This is a genomic window from Glycocaulis sp. (assembly GCF_050485565.1).
GTDB lineage: Bacteria > Pseudomonadota > Alphaproteobacteria > Caulobacterales > Maricaulaceae > Glycocaulis.
Map to the genome: position 1 here is coordinate 229,187 of NZ_JBJHBQ010000003.1, position 26,561 is coordinate 255,747.

At 63.7% G+C, this 26,561-nt stretch carries 22 protein-coding genes; 11 read left to right on the forward strand and 11 right to left on the reverse strand.

Annotated elements, in window-relative coordinates:
- The first annotated feature begins 72 nt into the window (after nucleotides 1-72).
- From amaB to ACQ5ID_RS04920, 3 genes are all read left to right on the forward strand, one after another.
- Complete coding sequence (gene amaB, locus ACQ5ID_RS04910; RefSeq protein WP_429911421.1) at nucleotides 73-1,548, forward strand: L-piperidine-6-carboxylate dehydrogenase; 1,476 nt, start codon at nucleotides 73-75, stop codon at nucleotides 1,546-1,548.
- Between the two features lie 37 nt (nucleotides 1,549-1,585).
- Complete coding sequence (locus tag ACQ5ID_RS04915; RefSeq protein WP_429911348.1) at nucleotides 1,586-2,584, forward strand: hypothetical protein; 999 nt, start codon at nucleotides 1,586-1,588, stop codon at nucleotides 2,582-2,584.
- An 84-nt stretch (nucleotides 2,585-2,668) separates the two neighbouring features.
- Nucleotides 2,669-3,625 carry a tetratricopeptide repeat protein gene (locus tag ACQ5ID_RS04920; protein ID WP_429911349.1) on the forward strand — a complete coding sequence of 319 codons (957 nt, stop codon included), beginning with the start codon at nucleotides 2,669-2,671 and terminating at the stop codon, nucleotides 3,623-3,625.
- Between the two features lie 11 nt (nucleotides 3,626-3,636).
- On the opposite strand, the gene ACQ5ID_RS04925 is transcribed toward ACQ5ID_RS04920, so the two are convergent.
- Nucleotides 3,637-5,016, reverse strand: a complete 1,380-nt coding sequence (locus ACQ5ID_RS04925) for an META domain-containing protein (protein WP_429911350.1) — start codon at nucleotides 5,014-5,016, stop codon at nucleotides 3,637-3,639.
- A gap of 129 nt (nucleotides 5,017-5,145) precedes the next feature.
- On the opposite strand from ACQ5ID_RS04925, the gene ACQ5ID_RS04930 reads away from it, so the two are divergent.
- From ACQ5ID_RS04930 to ACQ5ID_RS04940, 3 genes are read left to right on the forward strand one after another with little or no spacing between them, the layout of a single operon-like run.
- The gene (locus tag ACQ5ID_RS04930; protein ID WP_429911351.1) at nucleotides 5,146-5,994 is read left to right on the forward strand and encodes a tryptophan 2,3-dioxygenase; all 849 of its coding nucleotides are present in this window, start codon (nucleotides 5,146-5,148) and stop codon (nucleotides 5,992-5,994) included.
- An 18-nt stretch (nucleotides 5,995-6,012) separates the two neighbouring features.
- Entirely contained in the window at nucleotides 6,013-6,276 is a 264-nt protein-coding gene (locus ACQ5ID_RS04935) for an Lrp/AsnC ligand binding domain-containing protein (RefSeq protein WP_188451058.1), read from the forward strand.
- Entirely contained in the window at nucleotides 6,276-7,658 is a 1,383-nt protein-coding gene (locus tag ACQ5ID_RS04940) for an L-serine ammonia-lyase (protein WP_429911352.1), read from the forward strand. The genes ACQ5ID_RS04935 and ACQ5ID_RS04940 overlap by 1 nt, the downstream gene beginning before the upstream one ends.
- Nucleotides 7,659-7,858: 200 nt before the next feature.
- Here ACQ5ID_RS04940 and ACQ5ID_RS04945 read toward each other — a convergent pair whose 3' ends face one another.
- Complete coding sequence (locus tag ACQ5ID_RS04945) at nucleotides 7,859-8,263, reverse strand: MerR family transcriptional regulator (protein WP_429911353.1); 405 nt, start codon at nucleotides 8,261-8,263, stop codon at nucleotides 7,859-7,861.
- Between the two features lie 93 nt (nucleotides 8,264-8,356).
- Here ACQ5ID_RS04945 and ACQ5ID_RS04950 point away from each other — a divergent pair, with 93 nt between their 5' ends.
- Complete coding sequence (locus ACQ5ID_RS04950; protein ID WP_429911354.1) at nucleotides 8,357-10,366, forward strand: TonB-dependent receptor plug domain-containing protein; 2,010 nt, start codon at nucleotides 8,357-8,359, stop codon at nucleotides 10,364-10,366.
- 17 nt (nucleotides 10,367-10,383) lie between these two features.
- Here the strand turns inward: ACQ5ID_RS04950 and ACQ5ID_RS04955 are convergent, their stop codons facing one another.
- The 5 genes from ACQ5ID_RS04955 to ACQ5ID_RS04975 form a co-directional block, all read right to left on the reverse strand.
- Entirely contained in the window at nucleotides 10,384-10,830 is a 447-nt protein-coding gene (locus ACQ5ID_RS04955) for a hypothetical protein (RefSeq protein ID WP_429911355.1), read from the reverse strand.
- 79 nt (nucleotides 10,831-10,909) lie between these two features.
- On the reverse strand, nucleotides 10,910-11,557 hold the full coding sequence (locus tag ACQ5ID_RS04960; protein ID WP_429911356.1) for a CoA transferase subunit B: 648 nt from the start codon (nucleotides 11,555-11,557) through the stop codon (nucleotides 10,910-10,912).
- A gap of 14 nt (nucleotides 11,558-11,571) precedes the next feature.
- Nucleotides 11,572-12,267, reverse strand: coding sequence for a CoA transferase subunit A (locus tag ACQ5ID_RS04965; RefSeq protein ID WP_429911357.1), 696 nt, complete (start codon nucleotides 12,265-12,267; stop codon nucleotides 11,572-11,574).
- A gap of 305 nt (nucleotides 12,268-12,572) precedes the next feature.
- A complete protein-coding gene (locus ACQ5ID_RS04970) occupies nucleotides 12,573-13,469 on the reverse strand; it encodes a YihY/virulence factor BrkB family protein (RefSeq protein ID WP_429911358.1) in 897 nt (298 codons plus the stop codon).
- A 62-nt stretch (nucleotides 13,470-13,531) separates the two neighbouring features.
- The gene (locus ACQ5ID_RS04975) at nucleotides 13,532-14,677 is read right to left on the reverse strand and encodes a CaiB/BaiF CoA transferase family protein (RefSeq protein WP_429911359.1); all 1,146 of its coding nucleotides are present in this window, start codon (nucleotides 14,675-14,677) and stop codon (nucleotides 13,532-13,534) included.
- A 104-nt stretch (nucleotides 14,678-14,781) separates the two neighbouring features.
- Here ACQ5ID_RS04975 and ACQ5ID_RS04980 point away from each other — a divergent pair, with 104 nt between their 5' ends.
- On the forward strand, nucleotides 14,782-16,059 hold the full coding sequence (locus tag ACQ5ID_RS04980; protein ID WP_429911360.1) for a diguanylate cyclase domain-containing protein: 1,278 nt from the start codon (nucleotides 14,782-14,784) through the stop codon (nucleotides 16,057-16,059).
- On the opposite strand, the gene mfd is transcribed toward ACQ5ID_RS04980, so the two are convergent.
- Nucleotides 16,056-19,553 (reverse strand): transcription-repair coupling factor, encoded by a 3,498-nt coding sequence (gene mfd, locus ACQ5ID_RS04985; RefSeq protein WP_429911361.1) that lies wholly within the window; start codon nucleotides 19,551-19,553, stop codon nucleotides 16,056-16,058. The genes ACQ5ID_RS04980 and mfd overlap by 4 nt on opposite strands.
- Nucleotides 19,554-19,658: 105 nt before the next feature.
- Nucleotides 19,659-19,979 carry a succinate dehydrogenase assembly factor 2 gene (locus ACQ5ID_RS04990; RefSeq protein ID WP_429911362.1) on the reverse strand — a complete coding sequence of 107 codons (321 nt, stop codon included), beginning with the start codon at nucleotides 19,977-19,979 and terminating at the stop codon, nucleotides 19,659-19,661.
- Between the two features lie 149 nt (nucleotides 19,980-20,128).
- Between ACQ5ID_RS04990 and ACQ5ID_RS04995 the strand changes: the two genes are divergently transcribed.
- On the forward strand, nucleotides 20,129-20,818 hold the full coding sequence (locus ACQ5ID_RS04995) for a S1 family peptidase (RefSeq protein WP_429911363.1): 690 nt from the start codon (nucleotides 20,129-20,131) through the stop codon (nucleotides 20,816-20,818).
- Nucleotides 20,819-20,821: 3 nt separating this feature from the next.
- Nucleotides 20,822-22,915 (forward strand): ATP-dependent DNA helicase RecG, encoded by a 2,094-nt coding sequence (gene recG / locus ACQ5ID_RS05000; RefSeq protein ID WP_429911364.1) that lies wholly within the window; start codon nucleotides 20,822-20,824, stop codon nucleotides 22,913-22,915.
- Between the two features lie 149 nt (nucleotides 22,916-23,064).
- On the opposite strand, the gene ACQ5ID_RS05005 is transcribed toward recG, so the two are convergent.
- Nucleotides 23,065-23,778, reverse strand: a complete 714-nt coding sequence (locus tag ACQ5ID_RS05005) for a DUF502 domain-containing protein (RefSeq protein WP_429911365.1) — start codon at nucleotides 23,776-23,778, stop codon at nucleotides 23,065-23,067.
- A gap of 120 nt (nucleotides 23,779-23,898) precedes the next feature.
- On the opposite strand from ACQ5ID_RS05005, the gene ACQ5ID_RS05010 reads away from it, so the two are divergent.
- Nucleotides 23,899-25,098, forward strand: a complete 1,200-nt coding sequence (locus ACQ5ID_RS05010; protein ID WP_429911366.1) for a DUF3089 domain-containing protein — start codon at nucleotides 23,899-23,901, stop codon at nucleotides 25,096-25,098.
- On the opposite strand, the gene rfaE2 is transcribed toward ACQ5ID_RS05010, so the two are convergent.
- Nucleotides 25,095-26,561 carry a D-glycero-beta-D-manno-heptose 1-phosphate adenylyltransferase gene (rfaE2, locus tag ACQ5ID_RS05015; RefSeq protein ID WP_429911367.1) on the reverse strand — a complete coding sequence of 489 codons (1,467 nt, stop codon included), beginning with the start codon at nucleotides 26,559-26,561 and terminating at the stop codon, nucleotides 25,095-25,097. The genes ACQ5ID_RS05010 and rfaE2 overlap by 4 nt on opposite strands.

Sequence of the window (26,561 nt, forward strand, 5' to 3'; positions counted from 1 at the left end):
AGTCACTTTGCCGCTGATGAAGCGGTGATTTCGCTCGAACCTGCCAAGCTGGCGCATCAGGCTTTCGCTGCGATGGGTCTTGAAGTTCCGTTTGGCACCGGGGCCGGCCTGCCCGTGAGCACGCCGGTGGACGGGTCGCTGATTGGCACCATGAAGCCCGAATCGGCGGCCTCCACGGGCGCTGCCATCGCGAACGCGGTGACGGCCTTTGGCCAGTGGCGCGCGGTACCGGCCCCGCGCCGGGGCGAGCTCATCCGCCGTTTCGGCAATCTCTGCCGGGATCACAAGGAAGCGCTCTCCTGCCTCGTCACGCTCGATTGCGGCAAGACGCTGGATGAAGCGCGCGGCGAGGTGCAGGAAGTCATCGATATCTGTGACTTCGCCGTTGGCCTGTCGCGCCAGCTGCACGGCCTGAGCATCGCCACCGAGCGTCCCAATCACCGCATGGCCGAAACCTGGCATCCGCTGGGCGTATTCGCGCAGATCAGCGCGTTCAACTTCCCCGTCGCCGTCTGGTCGTGGGGCACGATGATCGCGCTGACCTGCGGAAACGCGGCGATCTGGAAGCCGTCGGAAAAATCGCTTCTGTCGGCATCGGCCTGTGCCGGCCTGCTGGCGCGCGCCTGCGAAGATTTCCCCGAAGCGCCCGCTCACCTGCATCAGATGCTGGTTGGCGGCGGCGATATCGGCGCACAGCTCGCGGCCGATCCTCGTGTCTCGCTGATCAGCGCCACCGGCAGCACGAAGATGGGCCGCAACGTGTCGAGCACCGTCGCCGCGCGCCTTGGCCGTTCGATCCTTGAGCTTGGCGGCAATAACGCAGCGATTGTCACCCCCTCGGCCAATCGCGATCTCGTCCTTCGCGGTGTCACCTTTTCGGCGGCAGGCACCTCCGGTCAGCGCTGCACCTCCATGCGCCGCCTGATCGTCCACGAAAGCGTGCATGACGAGCTGGTCTCCCAGCTCAAGCGCGCCTTCAGCCAGCTGCGTATCGGCAATCCGCTGGAACACGGCGTGCATGCGGGGCCGCTGATCGACCTTCCGGCGATGACCATGTTCAATGCGGCCCTCGATCAGGCCCGCGCCGAAGGCGGCACCGTGCATGGCGGTCAGCGTATGCTGGCCGACAAATATCCAGATGCGGCCTACATGGCCCCTGCCCTGGTGGAGATGCCGTCGCAAACGCCCATCGTGCACACCGAAACCTTTGGCCCGATCCTCTATGTCATGCGCTACCGTGATATCGAGGAGGCCATCGCGATGAATAATGCGGTGCCGCAGGGCCTCTCCTCGGCGATCTTCACCGACAATATGCGCGAGGCGGAACTGTTCACCTCCAGCCTCGGCAGTGATTGCGGTATCGCCAATGTGAATATCGGCACCAGCGGCGCAGAGATTGGCGGCGCGTTTGGCGGAGAGAAGGAAACCGGCGGCGGCCGCGCGTCCGGCTCCGACACCTGGAAAGCCTATATGCGCCGTGCCACCAACACGATCAATTACTCAACCGACCTTCCCCTGGCTCAGGGCGTGCGTTTCGACGCGGCCTGAACCAGCTAGCTTCCTCAACCCGAAGAAAGGGCAGACCATGACTTTCAAGACCCTGCTTATCACCGGTGCGGCCGCTCTGGCCCTCGCCGGCACGCCAGCCAGTGCGCAAAGCATTCCGCAAGGCACCAGCTACCAGACAGAATCGCTTCTGGGCGAACGCCTCTACACCCGCTCGGCCGAGACGATGAATCTGGCCGATCCGAGCGCGTTCGAGCGCGCGACCCAGGAGGCGTATGACGCCTATATGGCCGACATGAACCCGGACACGGCCACCTGGTATGGCCGCATGCTGTCCTATCAGGGCTATTTCCGCGAGGCCATCGAGGTCTATAGCGCGGCCATCGATCGCTTCCCGGAAAACGCCAAGCTGCGCCGTCACCGCGCACACCGCTATTTCACGCTTCGCGATTTTGACGCCTCGATCGCTGAGGGGCTGCGTTCGGCCGAGCTCTACGAAAACATGCCGCTTGAGCGTGAGCTGCTCGGCCCGGACTACTTCCCGTCCACCCCGGACGTGGTGCAGTTCTACCTCTACTATCACCTTGGCCAGGCTTATTTCGCATCCAACCAGTACCGCGAAGCGGCGCACTGGTTTAACCGCTCGCATGAGGTGGCTGTGGGCGTGAATGATCCAGTGAGCGTCACTGCGGCGGTCTATTGGGAGTATATCTCGCTGGCCCGTGCCGGTGATTTCTTTGCGGCCCGCGACCTGCTCGACAGCTACACCTACGCGCTCGAAGACCTGAGCACGAACATCGAAAGCAATTTCTATTTCGATGGCATCCAGCTCTTCAAGGGCGAGCGCGACTTCGACACCTTCTTCAGCGATGAAGATACCGGCATGGCGTTCTCCAACGCCTCGGCGGCGGCGTCGTCAACCGCCTTCACCCTCGCCAACTACCTGTTGCTGCAAGGGCATCGTGACGAGGCGAAGGAATGGTATCGCCGGTCAATCAATGTCGATGGCTGGTCGTTCTTCGCCCGTATCCAGGCGGAAGCTGACTGGGCCACGCTTTTCCCGGGCGAGACCCCCTAGAGACTATTGCCTGTGCCCTGCGCTGCCTTCAACGGCGGCGCAGGGCATCCCCTTGCCTGACTGCTCATTTGAAAGGTGCTGGCCATGCCGATCCGAATGTCTACTGCCGTCGCTGCCGTGCTCTTGCTGGCAGCAGGTCCGCTGGAAGCCCAGATTGCCGACCGCGATGCCGCCCTCGCCCCTGCAGGTGAAACCCTGCGCGAGGGCCAGACGCTTATTGGCACGCCTTTGAGCGAGCCGGGCTTTTCGCCCGAACTGCGCGCGGAGCTGGAGCTCGATCTGGCGATTGCGCGCGCCACGCTGGAACTCGCGCCTCACCGCGAGGACTCATACATCTGGGTGGGCCGCCGCCTCGGTTATCTTGGCCGCTTCGAGGACGCCGTTGATGCGTTCACGCAAGGGCTGGAACTGTTTCCTGACAGCTACAAGCTCCTGCGCTTCCGCGGGCGCCATCTGGCACGCAGCCGCCAGTTTGACGCCGCTATCGCTGACTACACGCGCGCGCTGGACCTGATGGAAGGCGTGCAGGATAGTTTCGAGCCGGACGGCATCGCCAACGCCTATAACCTGCCGCTCGGCACGTTCCGCTCAAATCTGCACTATTACCGAGCCCAGACCAGCTTTGCCGTGGGCGATTTCGAAACGCTGGTGGCCGGCATGCAGGCTGCACTCGATGAGCCCCTGCTGATCGACCCGACCGGCGATATGGGCGTTGCCATCGCCTACTGGCTCTATATCGGTCACAGCCTTCTGGGCGATGACGCAGCAGCGCGCGCGGCGCTCGCGCCGGTACACGCCGAACTGCCGCTGATCGAGAACGCCAACTATCTGCGCGGCGCGCTCTTCTTCAAGGGCGAGATTGCCCGCGAGGAGATGGAGGCGTTTCCGGGCGCGATAGAGCAGTTCGCCCTTGCCATGGCCGACCGTCTGGCAGGCGAGAACGACGCTGCCGAAGCGCGCATGGAAGCAATTGTCCGTGCTGGCGCGTCGGGCTTCTGGCCAGCCGAGGCAGAGATTCTGCGGATCAGGGCGGAGCGTTAGACGGCGCTCGCCTAATCCCGGACCGCTAGTATCCGCCCCTCGCCAAGGCTGAGCGTACCGTCTTCATCGATGCTGGCGGGCAGCGAGCCCTGGATGATGCTGAGGAATGTGGCTTCCAGCTGCATCAGATCGCCCGCGCAGGCCATGCGCGTGGAAACGCCCTGCCCCAGTACAACGCCTTCGCCGGTCATCTGGTAGCTTGCCGAATAGCGGTTGCACGGCGCCTGACCCGACAGGCGGCCCTCGCCATCAAACTCCAGCGTGACCGCGCGCGGGCCGGGCACTTCCTCGCCCGCGATATGAGTCACCCGCCACACCTCTCCAACCAGCAGGCTTTCGGCGTCGCCGCCGCAGCCCGAATAGCTCTCCATATCGCCCAGCGTTATCGTCACGGTGTCGGGATAGGACAGGCCGGCCATCGTGTCCTGACAGATCGTATGGGTGATCTGGACGGTGAAGCTTTGCCCGTCATCACCCGAAACGGTCAGCACATTGGTTTCTTCGTTCAGCGCGCCGCGTTCGGTTACGCGCCCTGAAATGCTCGTTTCGCCGTACTGGCCCAGATACTCCGCGTCATTGCCTGACAGGCGCAATATCCAGCCGGGCTCGTTCCCGCGCGCGGTATAGACCGCCGGGCCGGGTTCAGGCTCGGCGGCTTCGGCTTCCTCGGCGGCCGGCTGATAGGCGCTCGATTCGCATCCCACCCACTCGCCATCCTCCTCAAAGCGGACCAGCGCGCCCTGACCCCGGCTCCAGAAGCCACGGGGACCCTCTTCGCTGCTGGCTTCAAACCGTGCACCGGAGGCTGCTGGCACAGGCGTCAGCGTGTAGGCGCTGTCGCCCATGGTGAGGGTGATGTCCGGCGTATCATAGTGCACGCTGAAGGCTTGCCCGCCATCGCACAGATAGGCCGTGTCGGCGGATGCCGCATGGTTGCTGCGCACCAGCATGATGACGCCAAGGTCTGCCGCCGGGTTCCCGGCCGGAAACCGGGCATCTTCTGGTGTAATCCACACCTGGGCACTGTCAGGATCAAGGATCCGGCCGCTCACCGCCAGCTCGCGGTCAGTCGCTACCGCTTCAGGGTCGTATGTCAGCGTCAGGTCAATCGGAACCTGACGCCCTTCAAACTGCTCGCGCGCCTCGGCTACCAGTTCAGGCCGGTCACTGCCCGGCTCGAAAGCGAGAAGCTGTGCTTCAACGATGGCGTTCTCGCCCAGCGCAATACGTTCCCGGTAGGCGACGGCAAATGTCACACTGGCGCCGTTGGCCGCGTCGGCGTTCTGATTGTCCTGCGCGGTCTGACCATCGGGGCTGCAGCCCGCTACCAGCAGGATGGAACCGGCGGCCATCGGCGCAAATGCGGATATCGATCGAACAAGGTGGCGCAAGGGGGATACTCCCTGTTGTGTCAGTATGGATGATTACACTGCGCCACCCGGCACGGAAAGCAGAACTGCACGCGCCGATGTCCAGCAGAACGCCTTGCCGCCCCTGCTGACCGCCTGTAGACCGGACATATGAGCGAGCATTTTCCCACTTCAGTGAACCTTGATGGCGAGCAGATACATTGGACCCCGGAAGGGGGGCTTAGCTATGGCCGCTATCTCGACCTTGAACGCATTCTGGGCGCGCAATCGCCTCTGACCGCCGAGCATGACGAGATGATGTTCATCATCATCCATCAGGCGAGCGAGCTGTGGCTTAAGCTCTGCCTGCACGAGCTGGAGGCGGCCATCGCCCATGTGCAGTCCGGCGAGGTGCGCCCGGCTATGAAAATGCTGGCGCGCATTGCCCGCATTCAGGAGCAGCTCACCCAGTCCTGGGCCGTGCTCTCCACGATGACGCCGTCAGACTATCTGAAATTCCGCGATGCGCTGGGCCAGAGTTCCGGGTTCCAGTCGGCGCAGTACCGCACGCTGGAATACCGCCTCGGCAACAAGAATGCCGCGCTGGCCAAGGTGCATGAAGCGGACCCGGCGGCACACAAGATGGTTCTGGAAGCGCTCGGCAAACCAAGCCTTTATGATGAAACATTGAGGCTCGCTGCGAGGTCTGGGCTTGCCGTGCCGCAGGCCGCGCTGGATCGCGACTGGTCGCAGGCCTATCAGCCTGACGACCATGTGGAGGCGATGTGGCGCGAGGTGTATCTGGACACCGCGAGATGGTGGGAAGTGTATGAGTTTGCAGAGAAACTTGTCGATCTGGAGCAGAAGTTCCAGCAATGGCGTTTCAACCACATGAAAACGGTGGAGCGCATTATCGGTTTCCGGCGCGGCACAGGCGGGTCTGGCGGTGTATCCTATCTCGTCAAGGCACTGAGTTTACGGCTGTTCCCGGAACTCTGGACCGTGCGCACCACACTCTAGTCAGGCAGGAAGCTCCCGATGCGGCAGTTTTACATCTTCATCAAGTGCGAGCTGGGCAAGACCTATGATGTCGCCTCGGCGCTGGTCGATACGCTCGAAGAGACCCGGCAGGTCCATTCGGTCTCCGGCGCATTCGATCTGCTGGCCCAGTTTGCCGTGGAATCAGAAGCCGATATCGGCCGCTTTGTGAACCAGAAAGTTCAAACGATTTCAGGGGTAAAGGACACGCAGACCATCATCTGCTTTAATGCCTTCACCCGTGATCGCGGCCTTGGTGATTGATGCATTTCGGCGTTTTCGACCTTTTCAAGATCGGTATCGGCCCGTCGAGCTCCCACACCGTTGGCCCGATGAAGGCATCGCGCCTGTTTCTGGAGCGCGTTGATGCCGAGCACGGGCTGGAGGCCATCACCCGCGTCAAGGCTGAAGCCTATGGCTCGCTGGCACTGACAGGTTCCGGCCATGCCACCGACAAGGCGCTGATCTGGGGTCTGGCGGGCGAACATCCCGAAACCGCCAATCCCGATGCCTTGCCCGGCATTATCGAAGAGGTGGAAAACTCCGGCACGATCCGGCTGCTGGGCCGTCACCAGATAGGTTTTGACTTCGATACAGACCTGGTGCTCGACGGCAAGGTGCGCCTGCCCTTCCATTCCAACGCCATGAAGCTCACCGCGTTCGGCGTGAACGGCGAAACGCTGTCTGAACAGCTCTGGTACTCTATTGGCGGCGGTTTCGTGATCGACGAGGCCGAAGCCGGGCGCAATTCCGCCGCTGAAGCCCCGGAAGGCGAGCCCTACCCGTTCGATAATTGCAATACGCTGATCGAGATTGGCGACCGCGAAGGGCTTTCCATCCCCGAGATCATGCTGGCCAACGAGACGGCCTTTCGCAGCGAGGCAGAGGTCCGGACACGTATATCCACCATCTGGCAGGCCATGGAAGACTGCATAGACCGCGGCGTCGCGGGCGATGGCGTCCTGCCCGGCGGGCTGAAGGTGAAGCGCCGCGCACCGGCCATGCAGCGCCGCCTGGAGGAAGACCCTGAGCGCGCCACCCGCGATCCGCTATCGGCCATGGAGTGGGTCAATCTGTGGGCGATGGCGGTCAATGAGGAAAACGCCGCCGGTGGCCGCGTTGTCACCGCGCCGACCAATGGCGCGGCGGGCATCATCCCTGCCGTCGCGCGCTATTTCGACCGGCATTGCAAGAAGCCAGGTGATGAGGACGCGATGGTACGCTTCTTCCTCACTGCTTCGGCTATTGGCGCGCTCTACAAGCTCAACGCCTCGATCTCGGGCGCGGAAGCCGGCTGTCAGGGCGAGGTGGGCGTTGCCTGCTCCATGGCCGCTGGCGGTCTGGCGGCCGCGCTTGGCGGCTCAAACCGGCAGATCGAGAACGCCGCAGAAATCGGCATGGAGCACAATCTGGGTCTCACCTGTGATCCCGTCGGCGGGCTGGTGCAGATCCCCTGCATCGAGCGCAACGCCATCGGCGCGATCAAGGCGATCAATGCCGCCCGCCTCGCCATGCTGGGCAACGCCGAATACAAGGTGCGCCTCGATCAGGTGATCGAGACCATGCGCCAGACCGGGCTCGACATGGCCGACAAGTACAAGGAAACCTCCGAAGGCGGCCTCGCGGTCAACGTGCCGGTGTGTTGAGGTAACGCCCTCGTCCAGATAATTGAAACCCCGGACGCGCAATGCGTTTTCCTCCCCCGTTTACGGGGGAGGTGCCAGCGAAGCTGACGGAGGGGGGAGCTTGTTTCGTGCAATCTCCCCCTCGGCCCTTCGGACCACTCCCCCAGTGAACGGGGGGAGAAAAGGACCGGCGCTCCTGTATTCGGATATTCCCGTGCAAACTAGCCCGCAGACACCAGCGCCTCGGCGACGGCGCACTCGGCACGCGTCTCGTGGCGGCATGTGGCAAGTGAGGTTTCCAGCCGCGCCTCGATGGCGCGAAGGTCCGCGATCTTGGCCCGCACCTCGTGCAAATGCTGCTCGGCCAGCGCATCGATATCGCTGCAGGTGGCGTCACGGTCTTCGAGCAGGTCCAGGAGACCTGATATCGCCGCGAGCGGAAAGCCGAGACTGCGTCCGCGCTTGATGAAGTCCAGCCTGCGCAGATGAGCGGGCGTATAGGCGCGGTGACCGCCAGCTGTGCGCGCCGGTTCGGGAAGTAAGCCCACCTGTTCGTAATAGCGGATGGTGACGACCTGGCAGCCGGTGCGGCGGGCCAGTTCTCCGATGGCATATGTTTCCTGCATGACGGGCTTGAACCTATAGCGACTATAGCTCGCAGCATGCATGCCGATGTGATTCCGGCAAGTCCGGGATCAGTCCGAAAAAGGATAACCGGCATGGCATTCTCCTCCCCACACGCCCTCCCCCAAAAGCGCCTCTTCGGCCTTTCAGCGAGCCTCGCCGCACTGGCGCTGGGCGCGGGCATTGGCCCGCTCCCGCTTCTGACCGCCGAGGCCGCCGCCGATGAACCGGAGACCATCATTGTCTCAGCCACCCGAACCCGCAGGCGGGTGCAGGACGAGCCGATCCGCGTGGAACTGATCGACCGCGAGGAGATCGAGGAGAAGATCATCATGTCGCCGGGCAATATCTCGATATTGCTGGCCGAGACGGGCGGGCTGTGGGTGCAGGCAAGCTCTGCGGCGCTGGGGTCTGCGGGCATCCGCGTCCAGGGCATGAGCGAGCGCTACACCCTGCTGCTGGCGGACGGATTGCCCCTTTATGGCGGACAGGCTGGCTCCATCGGCCTGTTGCAGATACCGCCCACCGATCTGGGCCGGGTGGAGGTCATCAAGGGGGCCGCGTCCTCGCTCTACGGGGCTTCGGCGCTGGGCGGCATGATCAATCTGGTCTCGCGTCGGCCATCGGACGAATTCGAGGGCGAAGTCCTTGCCAATATCACCAGCCAGCGCGGACAGGATGTGACGGGCTACGCATCAGGACCCTTGAGCGAGGCATGGAGCTATTCCCTGACCGCTGGCGGGCACTGGCAGGAGCGGCGTGATCTCGATGGCATAGGCTGGGCCGACATACCCGCCTATCAGCGCTACACGCTGCGCCCGCGCCTGTTCTGGCAGGGCGCATCCGGCGCCGAGGCGCTGGTGACATTCGGTGCCATGACCGAACGCCGCCGGGGCGGCACGATGCCGGGTGCCAGCGTGCCGGGCGGCGGCAGTTTCCTGCAGGGGCTGGACACGCAGCGCTTCGATGCGGGCCTCAATCTCGATGTGCCGCTGGATGACGGGCTGACGATGGGCGTGCGTGCATCGGCCATGCGCACAGACCACGATCATCTGTTCGGTAGCGAGACTGGTAGCGACCGGCACCAGACGGGCTTTGCCGAAATCTCCCTCACCCGCAGCGCAGGGATTCACACGCTGGTCGGCGGGGCTGCCGTGGAGGTCAATGACTACGCGTCCGACGATTTCGCCGCGTTCAACTATCGCTATACCGTGCCCGGCGCATTCTTCCAGTACGATATCGAACTGACGCCGGACTTCACGCTTTCCGCCAGCGCGCGGGCCGATTCCCACAGCGAATATGGCGAGTTCGTCAGCCCGCGCATCGCCGCGCTCTACCGCCCCGGCGCATGGACGCTGCGCGCCTCCGCTGCGCAGGGCTATTTCGCGCCGACGCCGTTTGTCGGCGCGATAGAGGAAACCGGGCTCTCCCGGCTGGAACCGCTGGCCGGGCTTCAGGCCGAACGCGCCGACACGCTGTCATTTGATGTGGGGCGGCGTTTTGGCCCGCTGGAAGCCAATGTGATCCTCTTCCAGTCACGCGTGCGCCACGAGACCGCGCTGGTGCCAACAGGTGTCACGCTGCCCGACGGCACCAGTCAGATGCAGATCATCAACGCGCCGGGAACCGCGCAGACACAAGGCGCAGAATGGCTCCTTCGTTACCGCTATGACCACATCACGGTGACGGCGAGCTATATGTTCACCGATGCCGTATCGTCTGATCCGGTGACCGGCACGCGGCGCACCACGCCGCTTACCCCGCGCCATTCGGCCGGCTTCGTGGCGATGTGGGAGGACCATGATCGCGGGCGTGTGGGTTTCGAGGCATACTATACCGGCTCGCAGGAACTGGACGATAATCCCTACCGCACCCGTTCAAAGCCGTTTGTGATGATGGGCATTCTCGGCGAGATCAATCTGGGGCGGGTCAGCCTTTTCCTCAATGCGGAGAACCTGCTGGACATCCGCCAGAGCCGGTATGATCCGCTGGTGCGCCCTGCCCGCGCTGGCGATGGCCGCTGGACGGTGGATGCCTGGACCCATACCGACGGCTTCATCGTCAATGGCGGGCTACGCATGCGCTTTGGCGGCGGGCATCACTAGGGGGCGCCTGTCACGCACTAGTCGGGCTCGACATCGCCTCGCGGTGCGGCCAACGCTGGATCATCATCGACACGGGATCGCGCCTGGATCCGCCGTCTGGCGAGCTGTACCAGAATGGCGATTGCGCCGCCCAACACCGCAATTAGCGCGATGATGAGTCCGCTCTGGATGAGCCAGTCGACTTCCTCCGAATTCGGGCCGTCCTGATCAAACCATTCACCGAGCGCTATCGCGGCGTGGTGCGTGATGTACAGAAGAAGTATCAAGCAGACGGCGGAGGAAGCCAGCTGCGGCGCCAACAGCCAGAACCGGCCGATTTTAGCTGCCTCAAACAATACGGCCGAAGCGGCTAACAGCGTGGTTATGACAAGCCCGAAGACTGGTAGAAGAGTTGCCAGCAGGAGGTGATTGCGGGCGGTGTCACTCGGTGCGTGCGGTAGAAGCGCTCCAAGCAAAGCCACCATGGAGACAGCCGCCGCGCCGGCTCCGATGACGCAAGCGACCCCAAGCCCGTATCGTCCACCAAACCCCATTCCGGCGCTCCTAAGCCGCCAGCTTCGCCGCCACCCGGTATTTGGCCTCGGTGGATTTAGCGATGTCGTCGAGCGTCACGCCGTCGGCCAGCTCGATCAGCTCCAGCCCGTCCTCCACCACATCGAACACGCCGTAGGTGGTGATGACGCGGTCAACGCAGCCCTTGCCGGTCAGCGGCAGGGCGCATTCTTTCAAGAGCTTGGGCGAGCCGTCCTTGGCGGTATGCTCCATGATGACCACAACGCGCTGGACGCCGGCGACGAGATCCATCGCCCCGCCCATGCCCTTGACCATCTTGCCGGGGATCATCCAGTTGGCGATATCGCCCTTTTCGGAGACTTCCATCGCGCCGAGGATGGACAGATTGATATGCCCGCCGCGGATCATGCCGAAGCTGTCTGCCGAGCTGAAATAGCTGGTCCGGCGCAGCTCTGTAATCGTCTGCTTGCCGGCATTGATGAGGTCCGGGTCCACCTGGTCCTCGGTCGGGAACGGACCCATGCCCAGCATGCCGTTCTCTGACTGCAGGGTCACATCCATATCCTCGGGGATATAGTTGGCCACGAGCGTCGGAATGCCGATGCCCAGATTGACGTAGAAGCCGTCCTCAAGTTCCTTGGCGGCGCGTTCGGCGAGTTGGTCGCGTGTCCATGCCATGATCTGTCTCTCCCTTAAGCCGCGCGCACGGTGCGCTGTTCGATGCGCTTCTCGTGGCTGCCCTTGATAATGCGCTGAACGAAGATGCCCGGCGTGTGTATGTGGTCGGGATCAAGGCTGCCGACCGGGACAATCTCTTCCACTTCGGCAACCGTCACCTTGCCGGCGGTTGCCATCATCGGATTGAAATTGCGGGCGGTCTTGCGGAAGACCAGATTGCCTTCGCTATCGCCCTTCCACGCCTTCACGATCGAGAGATCGGCCTTCAGGCCGGTTTCCATCACATAGGTTTCGCCGTCGAACTCGCGCAGCTCCTTGCCCTCGGCGACCAGCGTGCCAACGCCGGTCTTGGTGAAGAAGGCGGGAATGCCCGCGCCCCCTGCCCGGATGCGTTCGGCCAGCGTGCCTTGAGGATTGAATTCCAGCTCCAGCTCGCCGGAGAGGTATTGCTTCTCGAAGGTCTTGTTCTCGCCCACATAGGACGAGACCATTTTCTTGATCTGGCGGGTATGCAGCAGCAGGCCCAGCCCGAAATCATCCACCCCGGCATTGTTGGAAATGACGGTCAGGTCCTTCGCGCCGCTATCGCGCAGGGCCAGGATCAGGTTTTCAGGAATACCGCACAGTCCGAAACCGCCGGCCATCACGGTCATGCCGTCAAAGGTCAGGCCCTCGAGAGCAGAAACCGCATCCGCATAGACTTTTTTCACCTTGGGCGTCCTCCGGATAAAAATTCAACGTGCGTTGTATAGTTCGCAGGCGGGCATCCGCCAAGCGGGACTTGCGCCATTGACTGCTGCGCACGGGATAACCGATTGGCCGGGCCGGGTCCATGGCGGCCAGGTGAAAGCCTCAGACCCAAAAACGCCGGACTGGAGGATCAACCTCCAGCCCGGCGCTGGTTGAGGAAACACTTGCCTCACGAAGCCCGGATCCGGCGAGGGACTGGGAACACATGGCCCGGACTTCGAGGCCAAGAAAAGCAAACCCTAGCTGAACCGTTGGTGAACGGTGCCTATCCGTCATTCCTGCGGAAATATTCCTTGTCGGCTTCAACCGCGATGGCACCGCCGAAGAACAGCACATAGGCCGCCCAGTAGATCCAGATCAGGAACACGATCACCGCGCCCAGCGAGCCGTAGATGGAGGCATTCACGAAGGCTGAAACATAACCGGTGAAGCCTGCCGACAGCGTCATCCAGAGGACGGTGGAGGTCGCAGCACCGATCAGGCACGCCGCCCAGCTGGTCTCGCCGGTGCGCTGCATCACATAGCGGTAGAGCAAGGCCAGTACCAGGAACATGCCGCCCACCGACAGCGTGACCGGATTGATGAGCAGGCCGACCTCCCCGCCATCCAGCCCCAGCGCCTCGAGCGCCGGGCTGAGAACCGCCGGCACGAAGATCACCGTGAGATTGGCCGCGATCAGCAGGCCGATCCCGACCAGTACGGCCATCAGGGCCACAAAATTATAGCGAACCAGCGAGCGCAGTCCCTCGCGCCCGGCAATGGAGTTGAGCCCGGTAATCACGGCCTTGGTGCCGCGCGAGGCCGCCCAGAGCGCAATCAGCAGCGCGATGGAGCCTTGCAGGGTCAGCGCCGTGGAGGAAGTGGTGGTCAGCAGCGATATCTGGTTCATCAGGAAGCGGCCCACATCAGGCGGCAGCATCTCCGCCATGCGGCTTACCTGCTCATAGGCTTCCGCCTCGTCATGGATCAGCCCGTATATCGAGGCCAGCACCGCAAAAGCGGGAAACAGCCCAAGCAGCGCAAAGAAGGACGCGCCGCCCGCAAACAGCATCACCTCGCGCTGGATGATGCGGTGGAAAGCGCGCACGGGGACGGCCACAGGGCCGATGCGCATAACGGCCTCGGCCAAGGGCTTGAGACGGTCCAGTTGTGCTTTGAGCACCTAGTTTGCCTTCCTGATGGCTGGCGTCCGTTCTACGGCGAAGACCGGTCCAGTTAAACCGGCTAGCTGCGACGCCCGAACGCGCCCTTGCTGTCCAGCGCCGTGATATCGGCTTCGCCAAAGCCCCAGTCGGCCAGCACGCTGCGGGTATCGGCTCCGGGCGAAGGCGCTGGTCCCTGGATGGCACCGGGCGTCTTCGAAAAGCGCGGCGCGGGCGCTGCCTGGCGCACACCAGCCACATCGGTGAACACGCCGCGCTCAGCCATGTGCGGGTGGTTTGCCGCCTCCTCAGTGGTCAGCACCGGCGCAAAGCAGGCATCACTGCCCTCCAGCTCGGCGCGCCATTCATCGCGTGTCCTTGAGGCGAAAGCCGCTTCCAGCTTGACGCGCTGCGCGTCCCACTGGCTGGCATCATAGGGGTTCGCCATCACCGGATCGCCCGTCAGAGCGAGTTTTTCCAGCAGCAGGGCGTAAAATTCCGGCTCCAGCGGCCCGATGGAGACATGCTTGCCGTCAGCGCATTTATAGGTGCCGTAGAAGGCTGCGCCGCCATCGAGCAGGTTCTCGCCCCTGCCCCGGCTCCAGACGCCCATGGCCTGCAACTGGTGTATCGCACCCATCAGCGAGGCCGCGCCGTCGACGATGGCGGCGTCCACCACCTGTCCCTCGCCCGTCGCACGGGCATGGGTGAGAGCAGCCAGCACCCCGAACGCCAGATAGAGCGAGCCGCCGCCAAAATCACCGACCAGATTGAGCGGAATGGCCGGACTGTCGGGCGTACCCATCGCGTCCAGCGCGCCGGTCAGCGAGATATAGTTGATGTCATGCCCCGCGGCGTGCGCCAGCGGGCCATGCTGGCCCCAGCCCGTCATGCGGCCATAGACAAGCGCCTTGTTACGCTGGTGGGCAATCTCCGGCCCGAGGCCCAGCCGCTCCATCACGCCGGGGCGATAACCCTCCAGCAGGATGTCGGCGCGGCTTATCAGCTTCAGGCACGCCTCGACCGCTGCCGGGTTTTTCAGATCGAACGCAGCAGAGCGCCGCCCGCGCGCCAGAATCTCGGCCGCGCCACCGCCATGTGCGCCCGGCCGGTCAATACGCACCACGTCCGCGCCCAGATCCGACAAAAGCATCGCTGCAAAAGGTGCAGGCCCCAGCCCAACAAATTCAATCACTTTAACGCCACGCAAAGGGCCTTGTGCGTTCATGGAGCTGCTCCGGGTAGCGAAATAATGGTGCGTTTGAAGGAATTCGGGTTGTGACACTGAAATTACATCGACACAATGCCAGCTCTGTCAGGTTCGGGGGACCGATGGGGCGTGCTGTCACACTACTCGTTTGCGGAAACGCAGAAGCCGCGGGGGAACTCGCCGCAGAGCTGTGTGATCTGGGCTTTTCCACGCGTTCAGTGAGCGCGCAGGATGCCCCTGCCGCCCTGCAATCAGAACCTGTTGATGCCATCGTCGCGCTGGAACCGCTTGATCGCGCGGCAGACCTGCCAGCGCGGGCGGTGATTTCCCTTGCTGGCGCTTTTGAGGGCGCACACGCCGCCATCGTGCCGCCCGCTCACCCGATCCAGATTGCCGCGCGGGTGCGTTCGCTCCTGCGCCTCGGCGTGCTGGAAGAAACCGCGCGTCAAAGGCTGGCGGATCTCGGCGATGCGGGACATTTGCTGCACAAGTCCGAGCAGAAGGGCGGGCCTATCTCCGTGCTCTATGCCGGGCCGCCCGACCCGGCCTATCTCAGGCTGGAGCACGCGCTGGAACGGGCCAATGCGCAGACGGTGGCGGCCTTCTCCACCTTCAACGCCTTTGACTATCTCCATGAGCGCGCGTTTGACGCCGTCGTTCTCAATACCCGGCCCAAGCCGGATGTGGCCCACACGGTCTGTTCGGCCATGCGCCGCAATACGCGCCTTTACCACACCCCGACCGTGCTTTTGAGCCATGACGAGGTGTATCGCGCCGCCGACGAGGCGTTTGCGCGCGGCGCGTCGGACATTCTGCCCGCCTCGCTGGACGCTGATGATCTGGCTGCGCGCATTCTGGCGCTGGCACAGGAAAGACGGCGCCGGCGCCTTTCCAAGGGGCTGCTGGAATCGTGCCGGGTGTCGGCGGTACTCGATAGCGAAACAGACCTCTTCAACGACACGTTCGGCCGCCGCCATTTGTCCAGCCTGATCGATGTTGCGCAGACCCAGGGCCTGCCGCTTTCGCTGATCGGGCTGAGAGCGTCCATTCCCGGCGCGGCGGGGCCGTCCGATGGGCGCCACGCGTCCGGCGCGCTCAACCAGTTTGCCTCCATGCTGCGCCACTGCGTGCGGGCCGAGGATCTGGCCGTACGCCTGTCGGCCAACACCTTCTATCTCGCCTTGCCCGGCACCAGCACCGTCGATGCTCAGGTTGTTGCCGCGCGCGTTGCCGCGATTGCCGAGTGCACGGCCTATGAGGGTGAAGACCCCCAAATGCCCTTCCGCATCGTGCTGCGCCATGAAGTGGCCGATGCGGGCTCTGGCGACAAGGCGCAGACCCTTATCGCACGGGCCTTCAACGCCCTGCACCCGGAACGCACTGCGGTAGCGGCCGTTTAGGCCGCTGCCCGCCCGCGAGATGCAGCATCGGCGATGGGAGCGATCAGGCGTTGCACGCCCTTGAGGCGCTCGCCCACATCCGGGAAATCACCGCGCAGCACCATCGAATTGTCGGGCCGCAGCTTGTAGTCGGCGGGCCGCCGGTTCATCAGCTCGATCAGCGCCATCGGATCCTTGAAGGCGTGATCGCGGAAGGTTGCCACCGCGCCCTTCGGCCCGGCATCGAGCTTGGCGATACCGGCGCGCTTGCACAGCGCCTTGATGGCGACGACTTGCATCAGGCTTTCCACTTCATCAGGCAGCGGGCCGAACCGGTCGATCAGTTCGGCGGCAAACGCCTCACGTTCCTGCTTCGTGTCGAGCTTTGACAAACGCCGGTAAAGCCCCATACGCACATCAAGATCGGGAACGTAATGGTCCGGGATCAGCACCGCTGCGCCGGTATTGATCTGCGGTGACCAGTCGCCCTCATCCAGCGCCGGGCCATCGGTTTTCAGCGAGGCAACGGCTTCTTCCAGCATGGCCTGATAGAGCTCCACGCCAACATCGCGGATATGCCCCGACTGCTCCTCACCAAGCAGATTGCCGCCGCCGCGCAAATCAAGATCGTGGCTAGCCAGCGTGAAACCTGCCCCCAGGCTATCGAGCGATTGCAGGACTTTCAGGCGCTTCTCCGCGCCTTCGGTGATCTTCTCGCGCGCAGGCGTGGTGAGATAGGCGTAGGCGCGCGCCTTGGAGCGCCCTACCCGTCCGCGCAGCTGGTAAAGCTGGGCCAGCCCGAACCGGTCGGCGCGGTGAACCACCAGCGTATTGGCCGTCGGCACGTCGATGCCGGATTCCACGATCGTGGTGGATAGGAGCACATCGAACCGGCCTTCATAGAAGGCGGTCATAATGTCTTCCAGCGCGGTGGCGGCCATCTGGCCATGGGCAATCTCGAAGCTGATTTCCGGCACCGCTTCGCGCAGGAATTCGGCCGTGTCCTCAAGATCGGAAATACGCGGCACCACGAAGAAGCTCTGCCCGCCCCGGTATTTCTCCCGCAGCAGCGCCTCGCGCGCGGTAACCGGATCGAACGGCGCGACATAGGTGCGCACGGCCAGACGGTCCACGGGCGGCGTAGCGATGATGGAGAGATCGCGTATCCCGCTCATCGCCAGTTGCAGCGTGCGGGGAATGGGCGTTGCGGTCAGGGTCAGCACGTGGACATCGGTGCGCAGCTCTTTCAGGCGCTCCTTATGCTTCACCCCGAAATGCTGCTCCTCGTCGATCACCAGCAGGCCAAGATCGGAGAAGGTGATCGTCTTGGCCAGCAGGGCGTGGGTGCCGACGACGATCTCGCAGCGCCCCTCCGCCAGCTCAATGCGCGTTTCGGCCGCTTCCTTCGCGCCGACCAGCCGCGAGAGGTGGCGCACCTTGACCGGCCAGCCCTTGAAGCGCTCCACGAACGTGTTGAAGTGCTGGCGGGCCAGCAGGGTGGTCGGCGCCACCACCGCCACCTGCTTGCCGCTCATCGCGGTGATGAAGGCCGCACGCAGCGCGACTTCGGTCTTGCCAAAACCCACATCGCCGCAGATCAGCCTGTCCATCGGACGGCCACGGGCGAGATCCTCGAACACATCCTCAATGGCTGAGAGCTGGTCGTCGGTCTCGGCAAACGGGAAGCGCGCAGCGAACTCGTCGTAAATTCCCGCTGGCGGTTCGATGACCACGCCCTCGCGGGCATTGCGCTCTGCGGCGATGCGGATCAGCTCGTCGGCCATGTCGCGCAGGCGCTTCTTCGCCTTGGCCTTGCGCGCCTGCCAGGCAACACCACCCAGTCTGTCCAGCTGCGCGGTCTCGCTGTCATTGCCGTAGCGCGAGAGCAGCTCGATATTCTCTACCGGCAGGAAGAGCTTGGCCGCGCCGGCATATTCCAGCTCCAGACAATCGTGCGGCGCGTCCTGCACGGTCAGCGTTTTGAGGCCCAGATAGCGGCCCAGCCCGTGATCGGAATGGACCACCAGATCACCGGCCGAAAGGCTTCCCGCTTCCGTGATGAAGTCCGCATTCTTGCGCTTGCGCACCCGGCGGGCCAGCCGGTCGCCCAGAATGTCCTGCTCGGCGACCACCGCCAGCATATCAGTCTCGAACCCCTGCTCCAGCGGCAGGACGACGCGCGCAATCGCGCTTTTGGGCAGGCCCTGCACGGCGTTCCAGTCGCGCGCAATGGCGATAGGGGCAAGACCGTGTTCGCCGAGCACGTTTGCCAGCCGGTCAGATGCGCCCTCGGTCCAGCCTGCGACCATCACCCGCTTGCCGGACTGGCGAAGCTGGACGATGTGCTGGCGCGCCGCGTCAAACACGTTGTGTCCCGCCTGACGCTCGGCGGCGAAGCTGCGCCCGATCCGCCCCGGCAGGGTGACGACATGCTCGCCCGGCTCATGCAGGGCCGTGAAGCGGCGCGTGGCGCGCTGCGATAGCATCGCCTCCCACTCATCGCCCGTCAGATAGAGTGCCTCAGGCTCCAGCGCGCGGTAGACCGGCGCGGAGAACGCGCCCTTGCCGGTGCTGGCCTGAGCGGCGTCCTGGCGGGCCTGATAATAGTCCGCGATCTGTTCCAGCCGTTCGGCAACCGCATCGCTGCTCAGCGGATCAAGCGCGGTGATGCCGCTCGTGCCGAGATAATCGAACACCGTCTCCATGCGCTCATGGAAAAGCGGCAGCCAGTGCTCGGCCCCTTGCGGGCGCGCGCCTGCGCTGACCGAATCGTAGACCGGATCGCCCGACACCGCGCCGCCAAAGCGTTTCAGGAAGCCGGAGCGGAAGCGCGAGATCGCCGCCTCGTCGATCAGCACTTCGCTGACCGGCGTGAACTCCACGCCTTTGAGCTGGCGGGTCGTGCGCTGGGTCTCGACATCGAATGCACGTACCGATTCCAGCGTGTCGCCGAAGAAATCGAGCCTTACCGGCTCCTCTGCGCTCGCCGGAAACACATCAATCACCCCGCCGCGCACCGCAAAATCACCGCGCTCGGAGACGGTGGCCGTGCGGGTATAGCCATTGGCGGCGAAATAGGCCGTCAGGCGTTCGACCTCGACCACGCCGCCCTGCCTGGCGCTGATGCCAGCCGTCTGCATCACGCTGCGCGGGGCTACCCGCTGCAGCACGCCATTCACCGTCGCGATGACGATCAGCGTGCCATCCTTGCTGGCATCCCAGTTGGCGAGGCGATGCAGCGCCCCTGCCCGGCGCGCCGCCGTGCGCGGGCTGGGGCTGATCCGGTCATAGGGCTGGCAGTCCCAGGCGGGCAGGCGCAGGCGGGCAATGTCCGGGCAGAAGAAGGCACAAGCCTCAGCGAACGCCAGCGCGCGCGCCTCGTCCGACGCGATGAAGAGATTGATCCCGCCGCGAAGGCGCGCCGCATCGCAGAAAACCAGCGCGTCATAGCCTTCCGGCACACCGCTAAGGGTGAGACTTTCCGCCGCGGCGGCGATACGGTTCAGATCGGTCATCTCTTCACGTCCATCAATACGGTATCGCCCGCATGGGCGTTTTGGCCCCATGCGGGTTGTCTGGTTTCCTCAGCGTTTTCCCGGCGAACGCCGGTGAAACGCGTGTTAGTTGCCGCCCGGACCGTCGCTCACGATGGCCTCATGGCGGAAGCCTTTAAGCGCATCCAGCACCGGGCCGTCATAATTGGCCGGCGTCTCCGCCCGGCCCGTGATCCACGCATAAACCTCGGTGTCCGGCGCGTCGAGCAGGCGCTCAAACTCGTCCAGCTCCGCCGGGCTCAGGCCCTCAAGGCGTGCCTCGGCAAACCGGCCCATGATGAGGTCGGCCTCCTTGAAGCCGCGCCGCCACGCCCGGAAGGTCAGGCGCTTCTTGCGGTCGGTGTCGTTGATGGACGGATTGGGATCGGAAAACGGATCATCACTCATGGCGCGGGATATAGCGGGCGACGGGGACGAGGCAAAGGGTATTAGGTGACAGCCATCTATCGCTACGGTAAGCCCTTCGCATAGGAGGCAACATGTACCTTCAAAGCTGCATACTACCGATCTGCACTTACTCGATTAATGATGCAGGCTTGGCACACATCCACAGGCTGTTCGGCAGCGCATTCTTAATCCGGCCCGATGGCTTAGTGATGACAGCAGCACATGTATTGAAGGACGCATTTGCGAGCGCGGCGGAAAATAATCAAAAGGTAGCTTTCGTCGGTAAAGACGAAAATGGACAGGCAGAAAAAAACGTTGTTGCGGAAATTACTGCATGGGATTGCGCGCCTGAACCCATTGATATCGCTGTGGCGATCTCGATATACCAGAGCAAAACAACCTACAAACTATCAAAAAAAACCTATGATACTTTATTGTGGCGAGACGTTGCTTCAATCGGATATCCTATAAATGCATGGTCGATTGTTGATAAAAAGCATCGAATTAATTTGAGATGCCACAAGGGCTATGTTCAACGCCACATAGCCTCAGGTGATCTGGGCCGCCCAACACCAGAATCTTTCGAATTGAGTTTTTTAGGTTCCCGAGGAATGAGTGGCGCCCCAGTATTTTTGTATCAGGGTGATCATGATGAGGTGCTTGGCGTATTTGTAGGCGCCTTTCGCTCTGAAATCGTTGAAGAAGTTTTGGAAGAAATAACAGAAGGCTCTAAGACATACACAGAAAAGCGCGTGAAGGTTGATGAGTACGGTATTGCTCACGCTATCTCCGCCCTGAGGGGATGGGTGCCATCATTCATGGTAGATGCTTTAATTTGATAGATGCGCCCTGAGTCCCTCTTTCCCCTGTTTGCCGATCTGACGAGCCTTACCGGTGTCGGGCCGAAGCTGGCGGCATTGCTGGAGAAGGTGTTTGGCGGCGGGCGGGTGAAGGATGCCGTCTTCACCCTGCCCACAGGGCTTATCGACCGCTCCCGGCGGGTGACGATTGCCGAGTGCGGTCAGGGCGGCGCGTCCGGCCTTGTCACGCTGGACGTGATGATCGAGGCGCATGTGCCGGGCGCAACTCTTAAACAGCCCTACAAGGTGCGCGCGAGCGATGAGAGCGGCTTCCTCCATCTCGTCTTCTTCCACGCCCGCAAGGACTATCTGATGCGCACCCTGCCGCCCGGCGAGCGGCGCATCGTGTCTGGCAAGGCGGAGCGGTTTGGCTCCGAAATCCAGATCGTCCATCCGGACCTGGTGGCGAAACCCGGTGAGATCAGCGCCGATGACCTCATCCAGCCCGTCTATCCGCTCACCGCCGGGCTGACAGCCAACACGGCCAGAAAGGCCGTCAGGGCCGCGCTGGAGCGCGTGCCTGACCTGCCGGAGTGGTGCGGCCCGGAGATACCCGAAGCCGCCTCCTGGCCCCTCTGGAGGGCCGCTATCGAGGCGGCGCATGCGCCGCGCTCGGCGGCTGATCTGGAGCCAGGCAATCTCGCGCGCACCCGCCTCGCGTTTGATGAGCTATTGGCTCACCAGTTGGCCCTCAAACTCGCTCGCGCCAGCCGCAAGGCGAGGAAGGGCCGCGAGCTGAAAGGCAGTGGTGGCAAGGTACAGGCCGTCATCGCCGCTGCACCCTTCACGCCGACGGGCGCTCAAGTGCGGGCCTTCGAGGCGGCGAAATCCGACATGGAGGCGGCGACGCGCATGATGCGCCTGGTCCACGGCGATGTGGGGTCGGGCAAGACCTTCGTTGCGGCCCTGTGCGCGGCCCATGCGGCAGAGGCGGGCGTGCAGACGGCGCTGATGGCGCCGACCGAGATTCTCGCCCGCCAGCATGCTGCCGTGCTGACGCCCCTGCTCGCCGCGGCAGGTATCCGCACCATCACCCTAACCGGACGCGACAAGGGCCGCGCACGGGAAGAGCTCACCGCCGCCATCGCCAATGGCGAGGCCCATGTGGTGTGCGGCACCCATGCCCTCTTTCAGGATGCGGTGGAGTTTCACGATCTCGGCCTTGTCATCATTGACGAGCAGCATCGCTTTGGCGTGTCTGACAGGAAGCGCCTGACCTCCAAGGGAGCCATGCCCGATACGCTGGTGATGAGCGCGACGCCCATTCCGCGCACGCTGACCCTTGCCGTCTATGGCGATCTGGATGTCTCGCGCCTTGATGAGAAACCAGCCGGGCGCATCCCGCCCACCACGCGCGTCATTCCCGGCGAACGGCTGGATGATGTAATCGAAGGGCTGGGGCGGGCTGTAGCCAAGGGCGAGCGCGCCTACTGGGTCTGCCCGCTGGTGGAAGAGAGCGATATCTCCGACCTCGCGGCCGCAGAGGAGCGCCATCTTCTGCTCTCCAACGCGCTTCGGGCGCGCGTCGGCCTCCTGCATGGGCGGATGCCCGGCAAGGAGAAGGAGCGTATCGCGCGTTCCTTCCGTGATGGCGAGATCGATATTCTGGTCGCCACCACCGTGATCGAGGTAGGCGTCGATGCGCCGGACGCCACCATCATGGTGATCGAGCATGCCGAGCGCTTTGGCCTTGCCCAGCTGCACCAGCTGCGCGGCCGCGTGGGACGCGGCGACAAGCCCTCCTCCTGCCTGCTGGTCTATCACGGCAAGCTTGGAGAGACCGCGCAGCGGCGCCTGGAAATCATGCGCGAGAGCGATGACGGGTTCTTCATCGCCGAGGAAGACTGGAAGCTGCGAGGCTCCGGCGATCCGCTGGGCCTGCGCCAGTCCGGCCTGCCAGACTATCGCTTTGCCGACCTTGCCGCCCATGCCGGCCTGCTCAGCCTTGCCAGTGATTACGCCAAGCTGGAAGCATCGCGCGAGGAGCCGCTAAAGGGTCCGCGTGGGGACGCGCTACGCACGCTGCTCTACCTGTTTGAGCGTGATGAAGGCGTGAAGCTGATGCGCTCTGCCTGAGATAGCTTTCTCCCCCCGTTCACGGGCGGGGTGAGAAACGAAGCTTCGAACGCCCGAAGGACCGAGGGGGGGATTTTGAAAAGAGAAGTTTCCCCCCTCCGTCAGCTACGCTGACACCTCCCCCGTAAACGGGGGAGGAAAACGAGTGCCTAATCGTTCTGCCTTGGCGGCTCGCCCGCGGCCTCGCGCGCCTTGGCCTCGGCCTCGGTATGATCGAGCGTCTCGCCGGCGGGCAGCGCGCCTTCGGGCAGGCGGTCCGGGGTCACCAGGCCGAAGGAGATAATCAGCTTGGCCGCTTCCTCGATCGAGATATCAAGCGGAATCGCGCGCGAGCGCGGGATGAACAGCAAAAAGCCGGAGGTTGGGTTGGGCGTTGTCGGCACGAACACGCCGATCACGTCCTCCTTGCCCTTGCCGACATGGTGGCGGATCGCGCCCTTGCCGTGCGAGGCCACGAAGGCCACCGCATAGCTGCCCGACATCGGATATTCGACCAGCACCACTTCCTTGAAGGCATTGTTCTGCGCCCCCAGTACCGTCTCCATGAGCTGTTTGAGCGCGCCGTAGATATTGCGGATCAGCGGCACGGCATTGACGATCCGCTCGCCAATGGCCAGCAGGGTGCGCCCGAAGAAGTTCGCCGCCAGTGCACCCAGCAGGGTCAGCGCCAGCACGGCAATGATCACGCCCATGCCCGGCAGGGCGAAGGGCAGATAGGTCTCCGGGTTGTAGCGCTCCGGGATAAGCGGCTTGATGGTGGAATCAACAAAGCTGATGAAGATGTAGATCAGCCAGATGGTGACGGTCACAGGTGTGGCGACCACGATGCCGGTAAGAAAACTGTTGCGAAGCCAGCGCAGCACTAGATCGGACTCCTGTCACAAAGGGGGTTACCCAGCCCGGCGCGATGATGGCAAACTTGTAACGCGACTGCCAGCGCGCCTGGCGGTAAGTACACGCAAAATGAGGGGACAGACCGATCCATGCCGAAGCTGAGCGCGCCTGCCCGCCCCTTTACCGTGTTACTCGCGATTGCCGCTACAGGGCTGGCTGTGCTTCTGATCGCGGCAAGCTGGATCATGCGCGACCAGATCTACCAGACCTTTCTTGATCCGGGCGTCCCCTTCCAGACCTACGAGCCCCCGCCCGCTCCTGATTACACCGGCCCGGACGCGTGGGCCGTGCGCCCTGTTCTGGCGGCGCTGGATGATGACGAGCCTGCGGTGTTTTTCGTCCATCCCACGCTGCACACGGGCGGCGATCACTGGAATGCCGTGCTGGACCGGAATAGTCACCGCGAGCGGCTGGAGCGGCTCTACCTGCCCAACTATGCGGGCCCGTTCGCGCAGACCGGCGCGATATTCGCGCCGCGCTATCGTCATGCCGCGCTCTATGCCTACATGAATAACCGCGAGGATTCCCTGCAGGCCCGCCTGCTGGCTTACGAGGATGTCCGCACCGCTTTCCGCCAGTTCCTTGCCGATATCGGTGAGGATCGCCCGGTCATTCTGGTTGGTACCGGACAGGGCGGCGAACATGTGACCGGCCTGCTGCTGGACGAGGTGTCGCGTGATGAAAGCCTGATCGCCCGGCTGGTGGCCGCCTACATTATCGACGCGCCGGTCGCAGCAGACCTATTTGACGGGCCGTTGGCCGATTTGCCGCTGTGTGACGCGCCGGAGGCTTTCCGCTGTGTCATCACATACTCGGCCATCCAGGCCGATGAGGCCGCGCGGATCGATGCCATTACCGAGCGCAGCTCGCTGTGGATTGATCGCGGGCGTCTGGGCCAGACGCCGGGGCGGGAGCTGGCTTGCGTGAACCCGCTATTGTGGAACCTCTCTGAGGACTATGCGCCCGCCCGCCTGCATCGCGGCGGTGCAGCCGCTGAAGGACTGGAATTGGGCGAACGCCCCTCTCCGCTGGCCAGCCAGACAAGCGCGCAGTGCCAGAACGGTCTGCTCTTCATCGATCAGCCGCGCTCGCGCACGCTGCGGCGGCCGTCGCGGCTGGCCGAAACGCGGCGCGTGCCGCCCTTCAACCTGTTTTATGCTGATCTGGAAGCGGATGTGACGCGCCGGGCAGCATTGCTGGCTGAAACCCTCGCCGAAGAGCGGCGCTGGGCACCGGACCTGCCGGAGGCCGAGGAAGTCGTTGTGGTGCCAGTACGCCCGATTGACTAGGCGTTGCCGGCTTTCATCTTTTCCACCAGCGCGGTGGTGGAAAATCCGGCCTGCAGCGGCGCGATGATGATCTCGCCGCCGCGCGATTTGATGAAATCGGCTCCGGGCAGGTCATCGGGCTTGTAGTCAGCCCCTTTCACCAGAACATCGGGGGCTATCGCGCGGATCAGCTCCTCGGGCGTGTCTTCCTCGAAGACGACTACGCGGTCCACGCTCTCCAGCGCGGCCAGCATGGCGGCGCGGTGGGCAGCAGGGTTCACCGGACGTCCCTCGCCCTTCAGGCGCGTCACGGACGCATCGCTATTGAGCCCCACCACCAGCCGGTCACAGACCGAGCGGGCATGGCGCAGAGAGGCGAGATGGCCGGGGTGGAGAATGTCAAAACAGCCATTGGTGAAGCCGACCTTCAGCCCGTCGCGGTGCCATGAGCTGACGGTGCTGGCAGCCTGCCCGCGCGACAGCACCCGCCAGTCCACATCGCCTGCGCCGGGAATGGCGCTATCGAGCAATTCCTCCGGTGACACAGTGGCGGTGCCGGTCTTGCCGACCGCCGTGCCGGCAGCCAAGTCGGCGAGCGCCATCGTATCGACAAGCGGGAGACCGGCCGCCACGCCAAGCGAAAGCGCGGCGAGCGCCGTGTCGCCCGCGCCGGACACGTCATAGACAGAACGCGGACGGGCGCGGTGATGATGGACCTGGCCATTCTCGATCAGGCTCATGCCCTTGCCACCGCGTGTGACGATCAGCGCAGGCGTGGCGGAGAGGCGCGACTTCAGGGCTGTCAGCGCCTCTTCTGCTTCCGCGTCCGAACCAACCGGCAGGCCTACCTCGTCAGCGAGTTCCTGCGCGTTCGGCTTGATGAGCGTTGCGCCGTCATAGCGCGAATAATCCGCGCCGCGCGGATCGACGCAGACCGGCTTTCCCGCCGCCTTGGCGAGCTTGATGATTTCGGCACACACCGCGCGCGTCAGCATGCCCCGGCCATAATCGGAGAGGATCACGACATCCGCGCTGGCCAAAGCGGCGCTCACCGCTTCGATGACCGCGCGTTCGCTGTCATGGCTGATCGCAGTGCCGGGGTCGCAGTCCACACAGAACATTTGCTGGCTACCGGAAACATAGCGCGTCTTGGTCGGGGTCTTGCGGCCGTTCTGGCGGACCAGCGTGACAGCCGATGCGCCGCATTCGCCAAGCAGGGCCTCTACCGCAGGCCCGTGCGCATCGTCACCAACCACGCTGACCGCACTGGCGACACCGCCCAGGCTGATCAGATTGCGCACCAGATTGCCCGCCCCGCCCAGCATCATTTCCCGGCGGGTCTCCGACAGGATCGGCACCGGCGCCTCACGCGAAATGCGCTTCACCTCGCCATAGACGAAGGAATCCAGCAGCACGTCGCCGACAACAAGCGCGCGCTTGCCAGCGATTGCACCGAGCAGGATGGAGGCTTCCTGGCGTTGCAT